The sequence below is a fragment of the Seongchinamella unica genome (genome assembly GCF_004354085.1).
Taxonomy (GTDB): domain Bacteria; phylum Pseudomonadota; class Gammaproteobacteria; order Pseudomonadales; family Halieaceae; genus Halioglobus; species Halioglobus unicus.
Map to the genome: position 1 here is coordinate 93,953 of NZ_SMSE01000006.1, position 14,199 is coordinate 108,151.

The 14,199-nt window shown below is 60.6% G+C and carries 12 protein-coding genes; 8 read left to right on the forward strand and 4 right to left on the reverse strand.

Going from position 1 to position 14,199, the window contains the following annotated elements; translation table 11 throughout:
* Positions 1 to 16: 16 nt before the first annotated feature.
* Genes E2F43_RS18670 through E2F43_RS18680 form a run of 3 tightly spaced genes read right to left on the reverse strand, consistent with a single transcriptional unit; the run spans position 17 to position 3,070 of the window.
* On the reverse strand, positions 17 to 1,567 hold the full coding sequence (locus E2F43_RS18670; RefSeq protein ID WP_238947027.1) for a DHA2 family efflux MFS transporter permease subunit: 1,551 nt from the start codon (positions 1,565 to 1,567) through the stop codon (positions 17 to 19).
* The gene (locus E2F43_RS18675) at positions 1,564 to 2,625 is read right to left on the reverse strand and encodes an HlyD family secretion protein (protein WP_238947028.1); all 1,062 of its coding nucleotides are present in this window, start codon (positions 2,623 to 2,625) and stop codon (positions 1,564 to 1,566) included. The genes E2F43_RS18670 and E2F43_RS18675 overlap by 4 nt, the downstream gene beginning before the upstream one ends.
* Positions 2,626 to 2,629: 4 nt before the next feature.
* A complete protein-coding gene (locus E2F43_RS18680; RefSeq protein WP_133215588.1) occupies positions 2,630 to 3,070 on the reverse strand; it encodes a MarR family winged helix-turn-helix transcriptional regulator in 441 nt (146 codons plus the stop codon).
* Between the two features lie 275 nt (positions 3,071 to 3,345).
* On the opposite strand from E2F43_RS18680, the gene E2F43_RS18685 reads away from it, so the two are divergent.
* The 5 genes from E2F43_RS18685 (at position 3,346) to E2F43_RS18705 (ending at position 6,918) form a co-directional block, all read left to right on the forward strand.
* Positions 3,346 to 3,984 (forward strand): glutathione S-transferase family protein, encoded by a 639-nt coding sequence (locus E2F43_RS18685; RefSeq protein WP_133215590.1) that lies wholly within the window; start codon positions 3,346 to 3,348, stop codon positions 3,982 to 3,984.
* A 24-nt stretch (positions 3,985 to 4,008) separates the two neighbouring features.
* Positions 4,009 to 4,338 carry a hypothetical protein gene (locus tag E2F43_RS18690; RefSeq protein ID WP_238947029.1) on the forward strand — a complete coding sequence of 110 codons (330 nt, stop codon included), beginning with the start codon at positions 4,009 to 4,011 and terminating at the stop codon, positions 4,336 to 4,338.
* 199 nt (positions 4,339 to 4,537) lie between these two features.
* Positions 4,538 to 5,452: an isopenicillin N synthase family dioxygenase gene (locus tag E2F43_RS18695; RefSeq protein ID WP_133215592.1), complete on the forward strand. Its 915-nt coding sequence runs from the start codon at positions 4,538 to 4,540 to the stop codon at positions 5,450 to 5,452.
* 213 nt (positions 5,453 to 5,665) lie between these two features.
* A complete protein-coding gene (locus E2F43_RS18700; RefSeq protein WP_133215594.1) occupies positions 5,666 to 6,613 on the forward strand; it encodes a DnaJ C-terminal domain-containing protein in 948 nt (315 codons plus the stop codon).
* Complete coding sequence (locus E2F43_RS18705) at positions 6,610 to 6,918, forward strand: chaperone modulator CbpM (RefSeq protein WP_133215596.1); 309 nt, start codon at positions 6,610 to 6,612, stop codon at positions 6,916 to 6,918. Before E2F43_RS18700 ends, E2F43_RS18705 begins: the two co-directional genes overlap by 4 nt.
* A gap of 58 nt (positions 6,919 to 6,976) precedes the next feature.
* Here the strand turns inward: E2F43_RS18705 and E2F43_RS18710 are convergent, their stop codons facing one another.
* Positions 6,977 to 7,375, reverse strand: a complete 399-nt coding sequence (locus E2F43_RS18710; RefSeq protein WP_133215598.1) for a hypothetical protein — start codon at positions 7,373 to 7,375, stop codon at positions 6,977 to 6,979.
* Positions 7,376 to 7,778: 403 nt separating this feature from the next.
* Here E2F43_RS18710 and E2F43_RS19490 point away from each other — a divergent pair, with 403 nt between their 5' ends.
* From E2F43_RS19490 to E2F43_RS18725, 3 genes are all read left to right on the forward strand, one after another.
* A complete protein-coding gene (locus E2F43_RS19490) occupies positions 7,779 to 10,787 on the forward strand; it encodes a S8 family peptidase (protein ID WP_133215600.1) in 3,009 nt (1,002 codons plus the stop codon).
* Between the two features lie 359 nt (positions 10,788 to 11,146).
* On the forward strand, positions 11,147 to 13,321 hold the full coding sequence (locus tag E2F43_RS18720; RefSeq protein WP_133215602.1) for a glutamine synthetase III family protein: 2,175 nt from the start codon (positions 11,147 to 11,149) through the stop codon (positions 13,319 to 13,321).
* Positions 13,322 to 13,492: 171 nt separating this feature from the next.
* Entirely contained in the window at positions 13,493 to 14,023 is a 531-nt protein-coding gene (locus tag E2F43_RS18725) for a hypothetical protein (protein WP_133215604.1), read from the forward strand.
* Positions 14,024 to 14,199: the final 176 nt, after the last annotated feature.

Genomic DNA, 14,199 nt, shown 5'->3' on the forward strand with positions numbered 1-14,199 from the left:
TACTGGCGGGGCTTTTTTATCTCTGGCTCATGGAAACAAATTGCCGGATACGACTGATCGAAAAACGGGAGAGTACGCCAGCAGCCGCGCGGTCCGGGTTCGCGAGCATCAACACCAACGGCATAGCCAGGAGATTGATCAGCATCAGCATGTGGAAATCATTCACATAAGCGACTTCTGCTGCCTGACGGTTGACTTCGTTCATCACCGACGCCGGCACCGCCAAAGCTCCATCGGTGCCGCTGCGCAAGGCTTCGGCCAACTCGGGGGACATCTGCACTCGGGCGCCAAGCTCCTGCTGGTTGATCCACAGGCTGCGTGACAATACAGCCATCACGATCGACACGCCGATACTGCTGCCGAGGTTGCGTGCCAGGCTGTACAGGCCGCTGGCCTCGTCGCGCAGTGCCGGAGACAAGGTGGCAAACGCCAGGGTCGAGGTGGGCACTATCACCAGGCCGAGACCAAAGCCCTGCAGCAGCCCCGTTATCACGATATCCCGCTGCCCCACTTCCATGTTGAACCCGGCCATGCTCTTGAGTGATACGGTGACCAGGGCCAAGCCGGCGAGAATGACTGCGCGGGCATCAAAATATCGCAGGAAGCGCGCCACCAGCAGGCTGGAAATCATCGTACCGATACCGCGAGGCATCATCACCAGGCCGGCGCTGGCGGCAGGATAGCCCTTCCACTGCTGTAAAAAAGGCGGCAACAGGGCCATGGTGGCCAGCATCACAATACCTGTCACAAAGATGAATACTACCGCTGCTACCAGATTACGGTCGCGAAACAGGTCCGGAGAGAGAAACCTGTTGTTGCTGGTCGCACTGTGGACCAGGTAAAGATACAGGCCCAGCACCGACAGCACGGCATAGAGCTGCACTTCCAGTGACTGGAACCAATCTACCTGCTCGCCCCGATCCAGCAACAACTGCAGCGTCGCCACGGCCAGGGCGAGAAAGGCGAAGCCCCGGAGATCAAAACGCCGGGTGCCAGGTTTCGAATCCGGCATGGAGATAAAAATGCCTATGGTGGAAAGCACCCCGAGGGGCACATTGATGTAGAAAACCCAGCGCCACGAGTAGGTATCGGTCAACCATCCGCCAAGCGTCGGGCCAAGTACCGGCCCCACCATCACGCCCATGCTCCAGATACCCATAGCGGAAGCGAGCTTTTCGCGGGGGAATACGTCCAGCAGCGTAGCCTGCGACAACGGCACCAGCGAGGCACCAAACAGGCCCTGCAGCAGGCGCCAGACCACCATCTCCGTCAGTGAGTTTGCCTGTCCGCAAAGCATGGAACTGATCGTGAAGCCGATGATCGACCAAAGGAATACATTGCGCCGGCCGAAGCGTTGGGCCAGGTAGCCGACCGGGAGGGTCATAATGGCGGTGGCCACGATGTACGAGGTCAGGATCCAGGTCACCTGTTCGACCCCCGCACCAAGGCTGCCGCGCATATGTGGCAGTGCTACGTTGGCGATCGTGGTGTCCACCACCTGCATAATCGTCGCCAGCATGATGCTGACGGTAATAAGCAGGACGTTGCCGCGCTTTTTGTCCGTCACTGGTTAAAAACAACCTGCGATTCAGCAGCCGCGGCACCGGAGTTGCTGCCGGGCTGGCTGGTATCGATGCGCACCTCGGCACTCAAGCCCGCGCGCAACGGCACCTTCTGTTCTTCCGCAGCGAGCAGGCGCAGGCGCACCGGCACCCGCTGTACGATTTTGACCCAGTTACCGCTAGCGTTCTGGGCCGGGATCAGGGCGAACTCGGAACCCACCGCAGGGCTGAGGCTTTCGACGATTGCCGGCCACTCCACACCGGGGTAGGCGTCGACCACCACGGTGGCCTGCTGGCCCACTTCCACCCCTGCCAGCCGGGTTTCCTTGAGATTCGCTTCCACCCAGATGTCTGCCGTGCTCAGCATGCTCAGCAGGGTGATGCCGGAGGGCGCCATTTCACCAACCTGGGGCACCTCATTGGCAATCAGGCCATCGACCGGAGCATGAATTTCAGTGCGGGACAGTTTGTAGCGGGCGTTGTCGAGTTGGGCCTGGGCGACCTGCAGGTCCGCCTGGTCGTCCAGCGGCGTGGTGTTATCGCCACCGAGTTCGGCACCGAGACTGGACAGCTTCTGGCGGTAGATGGATATCCGGGATCGGGCGCGCGCCAGCTGCTGCCGGGCTTCATCCAATTCTGCCTCCGAGATTGCCACCGGCCCCATTTTCTCATTGCGCTGCAGCTGACGCTGGTAGTATTCCGCATCACGCTGGGCCTGTTCCAGAGCAGCTTCCGCCTCGGCGTAATCCGCCCGGCGTGCAAGCAATTGGTTACGTACCTGCATCAGGTGGGCTTCTGCTTCCTCCACCGCCAGGCGAAAGGGCGTATCGTCCAGCCGCACCAGTAGCTGCCCCTTCTCCACGCGCTGGTTGGCGCGCACCAACACCTCGGCGACGATACCAGCGACGTCGGTCGCCAATGAAAATTTGTCAGCCTTGATATAGGCATTCGCGGTTTGCACACTGCCGCGGCCGCCTAACACCAGCCAGGCCACCACCGCCGTGGCGACCAACAGGCCTGAGCCCATGCCAAGGTGCGACCAAAATCGAGATGAACGACTCAAAGACTTACTTCTCCTCGGAGCCCAGGTTCTGCCTAACCCGGGTCAACAACTGCTGTAACTGCATGACTTCCTGTTCGCTGAGGCCATCAAAGGCCTGCTCCCGTACCTCCTGCGCCAACTCGCGAAGAATGGCCAGGGCCGGTTGTGCCGCCTCGGTAAGGTAAACGCGGAAGCAGCGGCGATCCTGTTCGTCGCGCCGGCGCGCTACCAACCCTTCCTGCTCGAGGTTGTCGAGTTGGCGGGTCAGGCTAATGGGGGCAACGTCCAAACGGTCGGCCAGTTCGGCCTGCTTAATGCCTTCATCGCGGGCCAAATGCCACAGCACCTGCCAGCGCGACCGACTGAGGCCATGATCCCTGGCGCGGCGGTCAAAATTGCGCCGCAGCAGGCGGCCAGAGCTGTGCAGCTCGAAACTCAATGTAGCGGTGTGATCCTTGCTATCCATTCGCTATCGACTTTTCCAGAGCGGGCTTATTATAAGCTTGCTTATAAATATATCAAGATGGCGCCGCCCAGCCGACATGCGCGCGTAGCTGATAGCGACGCCACAGCCCCAGTCTGTGGCAGACGGCGCCAGGCGCTCAATATTCGATACAAATTCATCGGTAATGGCAGTATTGTGGTATCCCCATATGGGGTGGCGGCAACGCAACGGCCGCCTTATCCAGCAGCGGCCGTATTCACCGACATCGCCATGACGAGCGTAACAAGGAGAAAGCCATGATCACCATCCATCATCTGGGTGTTTCACAGTCAGACCGAATAGTCTGGCTTATGGAGGAGCTCGAACTACCCTATGAACTCAAGTGGTACGACCGGGGCGAGGACTTCCTGGCGACCCCTGAATATCGCGCGCTACACCCGGCCGGGACGGCACCCGTGATTACCGACGGCGACGTGACGCTGGCCGAGTCAACCGCGATCGTCGAATACATCTCCCAAAAGTACGGGGAGGGACGCCTCTCGGTGCCGGTAGACAGCCCGGACTATCCCCACTACCTGTTCTGGATGCAGTTCAACAACAACCTGCAGTCGGCGTTGTTCGTCAAGCTGGCCGCCAAAGCCGCGGGTGCCGAGCCCGGGGCGGACAACCTGATACTGACCACCACCCAGCGGCGGGAAGATGGACTCTATCGCGCACTGGAGGCACGGCTCGGGGAATCGGAGTACCTCGGGGGACCGCAGTTCAGTTGCGCGGACATCATGTCCATGTTCAACCTGACCTCGCTTACCGCCCTGGGGGCCAGGAAGATCGATGAAACTCTCCCCAATACCCAGGCTTATGTCGCCCGGATTGCGGCTCGTCCCGCGTACCAGAAAGCCATGGCGATTGCAGGACCGACGGCGACCAGGCCCTAGAGCGTCAACCCGGAAGGCTCAACCATGCATTCGGTCAAATACTTGATCGGCTTCCTGGCAGCTGGCTGGGCGGCCACGGTAGCGGCAGACTCGACAGAGGCCGCCTGCGCCATTTACCCTGCGGGTGAGGATCATACCGACGTCATGATTCCGTGCACGTTCAGCCAGCGCCAGGGCCAGGTCACCATCACCCGCTCCGACGGCGTCACCCACGAGCTGTCGCCAGTGGGTGATGATCCCGGCAATTTTCTGGACCAGGACGGACGCGCTGTCTCCCGGCAACGTGGTCTCGGCGACAATGATGTCTCTTGTAGGGCTGATCCTACTGCATCACTGGATGCTGCCTCGAGCTGAGCACAGTGGCGCTGGCTCCGCCCTGTCATCCGCTGGAAATCAACCCCTCCGAAGCCAGATAATAGTAACATCGGCGGTCTGGTAAAAGTGATTCCAGCATTGGCGCAATCATCGCCGCCAGACTTTTGAAGTCACTATTGAACTCGTGAAATACTGATACCGTCAGGACCATGGCTCTCGCTACCAACAACAACCACCAATGCTCCCCATACTAGATCTCACCCAGCGAGGGCACGCCGGCTGGCTGGACGCGCTGGACGTCGCATGCCGGGACTGGGGCTGCTTCCAGCTGCGCTGTCACGGCCTCGGTGATGACCTGTGCCGCAGCGTGCTGGCTGACATGCAGCGTTTTTTCGCCCTGCCCTACCGGGACAAGCTGGACATCGAGCGCACGGCGGACAACCCCTGGGGCTTCTACGACCGGGAGCTCACCAAGAATGCGCGCGACTGGAAGCAGATTTTTGATGTTGGCCCTTACGCTGCGGCTGGCCCGTTCGCTGGCGCGCGGCCGCGCTGGCCGGAAGCCCTCCCAGGCTTCAGGGAGACCGTGGAGGCCTACTACGCCGCCAGCGAAGCCCTGGCTTTGATCCTGCTGGGTGATATTGGCGAATGCCTGGGTGTGTCCCGCGGCACACTGGAGCAGGAATTTGGCAAAGGACACTCCAGTTTTCTCCGCCTCAACTATTATCCGCCCTGCGCACAAGCGGACCAGCACCTGGGTATCAGTCACCACACGGACGCCGGTGCACTCACGGTCCTGTTGCCCGATGAACAGCCAGGTCTGCAATTTCTGCGCGGAGACGACTGGCACACGGTACAGGCGGAACCCGGTGCGCTGATCATCAACATCGGGGATATCGTCCAGGTCTGGTCGAACGATCGCTATCGGGCGCCGTTGCACCGTGTGCTGGCAAACCCCGGCGATTCGCGCTTCAGCGCGCCCTTCTTCCTCAACCCCGGGTACGACACGGTTTACGCTCCACTGCCAGGCGCCCTGCAGGGCGGGGCACCTCGCTACCGACCGATCAACTGGGGAGAGTTCCGCGCGGGCCGGGCGGCAGGTGACTACGCCGACCTGGGCGCGGAAGTCCAGATCAGCGATTTCCGGACCTAGTAGTGCGCCGAACCGCGCCGGGTCGTTGGCTCTGTGGCGCGCGTCAGGCGGGCGGATTCCAGAATCCGTGCCAGACTTATAGCCGGCAACGGTATGCCCCATGTCACTGCCGTCTGGTTTCTGTTCCAGGCAAACGGGGACCGACCAACCCGAAGCATTGGCAGCATGCGCGCTGCCTGCTTTAATAGCTGAAAGTGCAGGAGCAGAAAGGCTATGGAGTTCAAGGATTACTATGCCATCCTTGGGGTGGAGCCAGACGCGGAGAAAGCGGATATCAAAAAGGCTTACCGCAGACTGGCGCGCAAATTCCACCCTGACCTCAATCCTGGCGATGAAGCCGAGGGAAAATTCAAGGAAGTCGCCGAAGCCTGGGAAGTCCTGGGCGACGACACCCGGCGGGCGGAGTTTGACGAACTGCGGCGCTACGGTGCCGCCGGCGGCGGACACGGTTTCGAACCGCCCCCCGGGTGGGAGTCCCGGGCGGGTGGCGGGAGTCACCACTTCAGCGGCGATTTCTCGGATTTCTTCAACAGCATTTTCGGCGCGGAGTTCGGGGAGAGGGGTGCTGAACAAGGCTTCCAGCGAGGGCGGCGCGGCCAGGATGTAGAGATCGAGATGCCCGTTTTCCTCGAGGAGACTTTGACTGACACTCAGAAGCCTGTGGAATACGAACTGCCGGTCATCGAAAATGGTAGACGCGTTAACCGTCGCAAGTCCCTCAAGGTCACCATTCCCGCCGGAGTCGGCGAAGGCGAACGCATACGCCTGCGCGGCCAGGGCGTGCCGGGCCAGGGCGGTGCGCCCGATGGTGATCTCTACCTCCATGTTCGCCTGGTCCCCCACCCTCTGTTCGACGTGCAGGGGCACGACCTGCTGGTCACTGTGCCACTGGCGCCCTGGGAGGCGGCCCTCGGGGCAAAAGTAACGGTTCCCACCCTGGACAGCAAAGTCACGTTGACTGTGGCCCCGGACAGCCAGACGGGTCGCAAGCTACGGATCAAGGGGAAAGGCCTGGTCGGCAAAACGGGCAGGGGCGACCTCTACGCCGTACTGAAAATAACCATGCCTGCGAAATCCAGCGACAGGGCCCGCGAGCTGTGGCAGTCCCTGTCCGATGAACTGGACTTTGATCCGCGAGCAGAATGGAGGGCGTCGGCATGAGCACCAGTATCCTGCGCATCACCGCAAGAGAATTTTGCGAACGCGAGGGAGTGACCGAAGAGCAGGTCATCACCATTGTGGAACAGGGAATTGCCCGCCCGGCTGCCGGTGGCAAGGCAGGTGACTGGGAGTTTGATACCACTTCCGCCAGATGGATGCACAAGGCGGTGCGGCTGCACCGCGATCTCGACCTGGACTGGGTCGCTACGGCAATGCTGGTGGACCTGCTGCGCCAGCGTGATCGTTTGCATCGTGAGAACCAGCAGTTGCGCCAGCAGTTACAGCGCTTCCTGGTGGAGGACTGACAGGCCGGCCAGGCTGTTTACCAGCGCGCCTGGACTGACTGCCAGCAGGAGTGCGCGCTCACTTATCAGTGTTATCGGACTTGCCAGATTCCAATTCCCAGCGGGGACATGGAAACGGTGGTCGACCGCCGCCGCTGTGATAGGTGCTTAGACCAAGCTTACTGCGCAGGATGATTCTTGCTCCGTCTACTGGCACCTGGCGATAACGCATGCCCGGGTGTGGACACCCCAGGCTGGCATCCGGCCACGTGACCGACTCGAAACTGACAAGTTCGATATCGTCAGGAGACATTGACTCGCGCACCGTCAGGTCCGCGATGGCCTGTGCTACCAGCGGATTGCTGCCCGGCTTATCCACAGTCGCACCCGCCTCCGATTGCACCGGTTGCCCAGCCACGGTAATTGCCGGCAAAAGAAGCACACCGGACAAGAGCCCCACTATGATTCTGTACAGCAATGAAACCTCCCAGTAACCCGTATGTAATTGCCATCCTTACGTCACCCGGTCGACCCGCTTCGACAAACCGCCTGCAACCGCTGGCACCAAATATAATAACGCTCAATTACTTGACGGGACCAGCGGGGCCTACTATTAGGAAGGGTACGGTTTACTCACAGCCTTCAATGTGAGCGTTACATTGTGCTGCGCAATTCACACCTTGCACGGCCATAACTATAGACCAACAACAGTTCTGGTGATTGTTTCTCGGTTCGCGTGGAGCAGTACAGTTAATCCACGGTGTGCCTGACCTGGTCCCGGCTCTTCGGCGCTGGTGAGTGACAGGAACCCGATTGATACATCCTTCTAACCTTCGGCGCGAGCACCGCAACAACGGTCCCGCCTTGGAGAGGTACTTTTTATGCAATTTAATACACACTTTTTCTCACGCAGGATCAGGCTTGTCGCCTCCCTGGCCTTGACGGCGGCCATGGTCGTCGGCGGGTCAGGGGCTGGCATCGCTTCGACCGATGGCAAGCAGGCCTCTGGCCCGCCCGCCCTGGCCGGCGGTAAAAAAAGCTACATCGTGCTCATGGAGAGTGCGCCGCTGGTGGCCTACGAGGGAGACATCAGCGGCCTCCCGGCAACCAAACCCGCCAGGGGCAAGAAACTCGACACCAACAGCAAGGCTGCGCAGAAATACCAGGCGCACCTGCTGGCCAAACAGGAGAAGTTGATGAGCAGTGCCGGCATCTCCCCATCCAACGTGACCAATTCCTATACGGCCGCGCTGAACGGTTTTTCGGCGGTAATGACCGAAGCCCAGCGGCTTAGCCTGGAAAACACCAAGGGCGTCAGCCGGGTCATGGAAGATGCCTGGCGTCATCTGGATACCGATGCCAGCCCGACCTTTATCGGCCTTACCGAGCCCGCCAGCGTCTGGCAGACCGGCGTCACCGGTGAAGGCGTGATTGTTGGCGTCATTGATTCGGGCATCTGGCCGGAGCACCCCTCCTTTGCCGATGATGGCAGTTACCCGGACGCACCGGCGCTGGATGACAGTCGGCCCAACTGCGAGTTCGGCAACACTACCCACAATGCCAACGACGCGCCCTTCGAGTGCAACAACAAACTGATCGGCGCCCGCCAGATGATCGATACCTACCGCTTCTTTATCGGCGCGGATCCCGAGGAATTTGATTCCGCCCGGGATGACGACGGTCACGGCACCCACACCGCGTCCACCGCTGCCGGTAACGCCGGTGTGGAAGCCAGCATGTTCGGCATTCCCCGGGGCACCGTATCGGGCATCGCCCCGCGGGCCCACATCATCGCCTACAAGGGCCTCGGCACGCTCGGCGGCTTCACCTCTGACCTCGCCCGTGCAATCGACCAGGCCGTGGCCGACGGCGTGGATGTTATCAACTATTCCATCGGCGGGGGCGCCAGTGAACCCGGTGTGGATGACATCGCGTTCCTGTTTGCCGAAGCAGCGGGCGTGCACGTCGCCACCTCGGCGGGGAACTCCGGCCCCGGCGCATCCACCCTGGGCAGTCCGGGCGTCATGCCCTGGATGACCACCGTGGGCGCCAACACCCAGACTCGCTTTATGCAGGGCACCGTGGTGCTTGGTAACGGCTCCGAATACGCGGGCGCGTCCATCACCCAGGGGCTGCCGGCGGCACCGCTGGTTGACGCCGAGTTCGCCGGGGGCGACCTCTGTATCCCTGGCACGCTGGACGCCAATATCGTTGCCGGCAAGGTAGTACTTTGTCGCCGCGGCGCCATCGCCCGGGTCGGCAAGAGCCAGGCTGTAGCAATGGCCGGCGGTGTCGGCACCATCCTCTACAACAACAGCGACGAGGACAACCTGTCCACGGATAACCACGCCACCCCCGCGGTGCATATCGACCAGACCCCAGGCCTGGCGATCAAGGACTATATTGCGACCACCACCGAGCCGACCGCCGCGATCATTGGTGAGCAGTCCGGCGAGTGGAACTCTGCACCCTCCATGGCCATCTTCAGCTCCCGCGGCCCCAACCCCATCCTGCCGGATATCCTCAAGCCGGACATTACCAGCGTGGGCTTCCAGGTACTGGCGGGTAACTCGCCCTTCCCGATTGGCGGCGTACCCGGTGAGCTGTTCCAGGCTATCGGTGGCACCTCCATGTCCAGCCCCCACGTGGCCGGCGCCTTCGCGCTGATCAAGCAGGCTCACCCGGACTGGACCCCGGCCATGGCCAGGTCTGCAATCATGACCACGGCCAGCCAGGGCGTGGTGGATAACGACCGCACTACCCCGGCCGGACCCTTCGCCATGGGCGCGGGGCATATGGAACTGGGCAACAAGGGCCACAAGGGTTCAGCCTTCCAGCCGGGCCTGGTGTATGACGCGGGCTTTTTAGACTACCTTGCTCTTATGTGTGGCCAGGATTGGGGAATTGTCGATCCCGCCTTTTGCGACCAACTGTTATCCCGTGGCTTTTACACTGAAGCGGCCAACCTCAACTACCCCTCCATCACCATGGCCAGCGTGGTGGGCACAAAGACGGTGGTACGGACGGTAACCAGCGTGGCCTCCGAGCAGGGCTGGCGGACCTATAACGCGTCTGTTGATGCACCCGACGGCTACGAAGTGACGGTCAACCCCTCATCTATCCGGCTCAAGCCCGGCCAGAGCGCCAGCTTTGAGGTGACTGCCACCAATGTCAGCGCGCCTGTGGGCGAGTGGCGTGTTGGCTCACTGACCTGGTCCGACTCTACCGGCAACTATGACGTTCGCAGCCCCCTTGCGGTGCGCGGTGCACTGTTCAGCGCGCCCCCGGTCGTGACTGGCAGCGGTGCGGAAGGTTCTGCCAGCATTGAGGTGACCTTTGGTTACACCGGCTCTTACAGCGCCGCGCCCCACGGCCTGGTTGCAGATGCGCCGACCTCGGACAACATTGGCCAGGATCCGGACCAGACCTATCCCAGTCCTGATGATAGCCCCGTTGGCGTACAGAAGATCGACTTCCCGATCGCCGGGGCAGGCTTCGTTCGCTGGCAGCTGGCAATCCCGGGAGATGACGACATCGACCTGTTCCTGGAAAACTCAGGCGGCAACATCATTGCCTCCAGCACCAATGGCGGGACGGACGAGTTGATCGAGCTGTTTCTCCCGGCGGATGATACCTACACCATGGTTGTACACGGCTGGTCTGTACCCAGTGAGTCCCTGCCGTACACCCTGCACTTCTGGGCAGTACCGCTGGCACCGGGCGGCAGCCTGAGCGTTGATGCGGCGCCGACATCAGCAACTCTCGGCGCTACTGGCACCATCGATGTCAGCTGGTCCGGACTTACAACTGGCAGCTACATGGGCGCGGTGTCTCACACCGGTGACGCCGGTCTTATGGGCCTGACCCTGGTGGAAGTCCAAGTCGACTAAACCAGAATACCTTTCACGACAGGGCCCCTCCGGGGCCCTTTTTGTTTTTGCGTTATTCACCCTTATTAACCCTTTTCCGCAAGTGCCACAGCCAGGTTCGGCAGTGACCGCCTGGTTACCGCTGCTAACCCACTTCCCCCGACGCACCATGGTGCAGCATTTTCCCGATGCTGCTCTCCCCGTTAACCTCCTTTAGTCGCGGGACGCCAAATTTATTCGATTGAAAGCATGGACTTAGCGAAATCACCAGAGATTGGCTTGAATGTTGCAGCCTGGGTACCCAGTCGTCTGATCGACAGCCTGCCTTCCCCATTATGGTGCGGCTTCTCGAGGTCATTCATCCACAGTGAGGAATCAGCATGAGCGCAAATCCGGGTCGCCAACAGGCCATTAACACCATCACCAACCGTGCCCCCAGCACGGTGACACCCACTGATTATCTCGGCGACATCTGGGCGGAAGACGTATTCGACCTGCGCCGGATGGAGTGGGCGCTGTCGAAAACCGCGTTCAAATCGATCAAGAAGACCGTGCAGACCGGGGAGCCGCTGGACCCGGCGACCGCCGATGTGGTGGCTGCCGCGATGAAGGAGTGGGCAGTTTCCAAGGGTGCCAAGTTCTTCTCCCACGTGTTCTACCCGATGACCAATATTACCGCCGAAAAACACGACGGCTTTATCGTGACCAATTCCGACGGCGGTGCGATCACGGAATTTTCCGGGAGCCTGCTGATCAAGGGCGAGCCGGACGGCTCATCCTTCCCCAACGGCAGCCTGCGCATGACCAACGCCGCACGCGGCTATACCGCCTGGGACCCCACCAGCCCCGCCTACATCATGCACACCGACAATGGCGCCACACTGATGATTCCGAGTGTGTTCATGTCCTGGACCGGGGAGGCGCTGGACAAGAAGATTCCGCTGCTGCGCTCCAATGCGGCCATGAACAAGGCCGGGCAGGAAGTTCTAAAACTGATGGGCGAAAGCGACATCGCACCCCTCAACTCCAGCTGCGGTGCGGAACAGGAATACTTCCTGGTAGATGCGAACTTCGCCAATAGCCGACCCGACCTGCTGCTGGCGGGCCGTACCCTGTTCGGCGCCCCACCTCCCAAAGGACAGGAGTTCGACGATCACTACTTTGGCGCGATACCTGCGCGAGTGCAGGTTTTCATGCAGGACTTCGAAGACCAGCTTTACAAGCTGGGCATTCCTGCCAAGACCCACCATAACGAGGTGGCACCGGGACAGTTTGAGATAGCGCCCTATTTTGAAGCGGCCAATGTCGCGGCAGATCACCAGCAGCTGATGATGACCCTGATGAAGGCGACCGCCAAAAAACACGGGTTCATGCTGCTGTTGCACGAAAAACCCTTTGCCGGCGTCAACGGCTCCGGCAAGCACGTTAACTGGTCGGTGGGCAATTCCACCCAGGGTAACCTGCTCGATCCGGGCTCCACCCCCCACGAGAACCTGCTGTTCCTGTTGTTCTGCGGGGCCGTGATCCGCGGAGTACACCTTCATGGCCCCCTGTTGCGGGCGGTGATCGCCACCGCCTCCAACGACCACCGGCTGGGAGCGAATGAAGCCCCTCCCGCCATTCTGTCGGTTTATCTCGGTGATCAGTTGGAGCAGGTGTTCAACGACATCAAGGAAGGCAATATCCACACCAGCGCGGGCGGCGGCGAAATGGACCTTGGCCTGTCACAGATACTCAAGTTTGAACGCGACCCCGGTGATCGCAACCGCACTTCGCCTTTTGCTTTTACCGGCAACCGGTTTGAGTTTCGGGCAGTCGGTTCCTCCCAGTCCGTGTCGGGCCCCCTGGTGGCGATGAATACCATGCTTGCGGACTCGCTAAACTGGATTGCCGCCGAGCTTGAGCCTGCACTGGAAGGCGGGGCCAGCCAGGCCGAAGCGGTGGTTAAGGTGCTCAAAAAGTTGATGAACGAGCACGGCAACGTGGTGTTCGGTGGCGACGGCTACTCCGAGGAGTGGCACCGGATTGCCGTGGAAGAGCGCGGCCTGAAGAACATCCCGACCACCGCTGACGCGCTGCCAGCGCTGCGGGAAGCTTCCGTGGTTGAACTGTTTTCCAGCACCGGGGTGCTCAGCCCGCTGGAACTGGAAAGCCGGTTTGAGGTTTATGCCGAGCAATACATACTTTCCATCGAGGTAGAAGCCAAGCTGGTTATCGACATGGCCAGAACCATGATCTACCCGGCGAGTAACGCCTACCTGGCGGAACTGGCTGCTACTGCCCAGAACCTGGCTGCACTGGGTGTTGAACTGGACAGCTCTATCGCCAAAGCCGTTGCCGCACAGATTAACCAGCTGAGCACCACGATAGCCAACCTCGAGGAGGTCATGGGCCGGGAGGGCTTCGCTTCGACTGAAGAGCACATGCAGTTCTGCGCCACCGAGATCCTGCCGCGGATGAACGAGGTTCGCGCAGCGGCCGATACCCTGGAGGGCTACGTGGCCGATGAGCTCTGGCCTCTGCCCAAGTACCAGGAAATGCTGTATATCAAGTAGTTTGACCACTGAGGCCGTTTCTCTCACTGTTCGGTGGGAGAAACGGCTAACGTGACCCCTCCGACCGGAATCGACCGGCACTCCCATATCTGCAACAATTCCAATCATGGACATTGGAATCTTATTCCGCCCCCCAGCACCCGGGCGACATCGTTGCCGTGGAGAACCGCCATGCTTACCCTGCTTCGCCGCCTGTTGCTTACGGGCCTGTTCCTGACCCTCCTCGCGACCAATATCCTCACCCTGACCAGCGTAGCCTTCAATGCCGCCGTCTCCGGGCTGATCAGTTCCGCCCTGGGAATACAGACAGTCACCGGCATGATGAACCAGCGCCTGGCAGGCAAGGACAAAATGATCAGGCAGCAGAAAACCTCAGCGGCGAAGCGCAAGGTGGCTGTGCGCAAGTTTGGTAGTCGCCTCAGCGCCCGGACCCGGCGGGTGGCCACCCGGAGTATTGCCGCTATCCCGGGAGAGGCCATCCCCTACCTGGGTGTGGCAGTACTGATTGCCGGGACCAGCTACGAGCTGTATGAAGCTTGTGAAAGCCTCCGGGACCTGGAGACACTTTACGCTGAACTGGGGCTGGACGATAAGCCGCCGGAGGCTACCCTATCCGCTGTCTGCGACCCGCAGTTACCTGACGCCGGTGAGGTCTGGGAACAAATCACAAGCACCGTCGATGGATATTTGGGGTCAGAGTAAAGATATTTGGGGTCAGAGTAAAAACCCCTTCACTGCCTTGAATAACCTCAAAGTGTAGTGGTCAACTAATCCCGGACAGTAGTTTAGGATTTTCCTCTGCTTCAGCAGGGGGTAATCCACCGTTGTATTGATGCGGTCGCTGCCAGTTGTAGTAGCCCATCAGGTATTGGCCGATA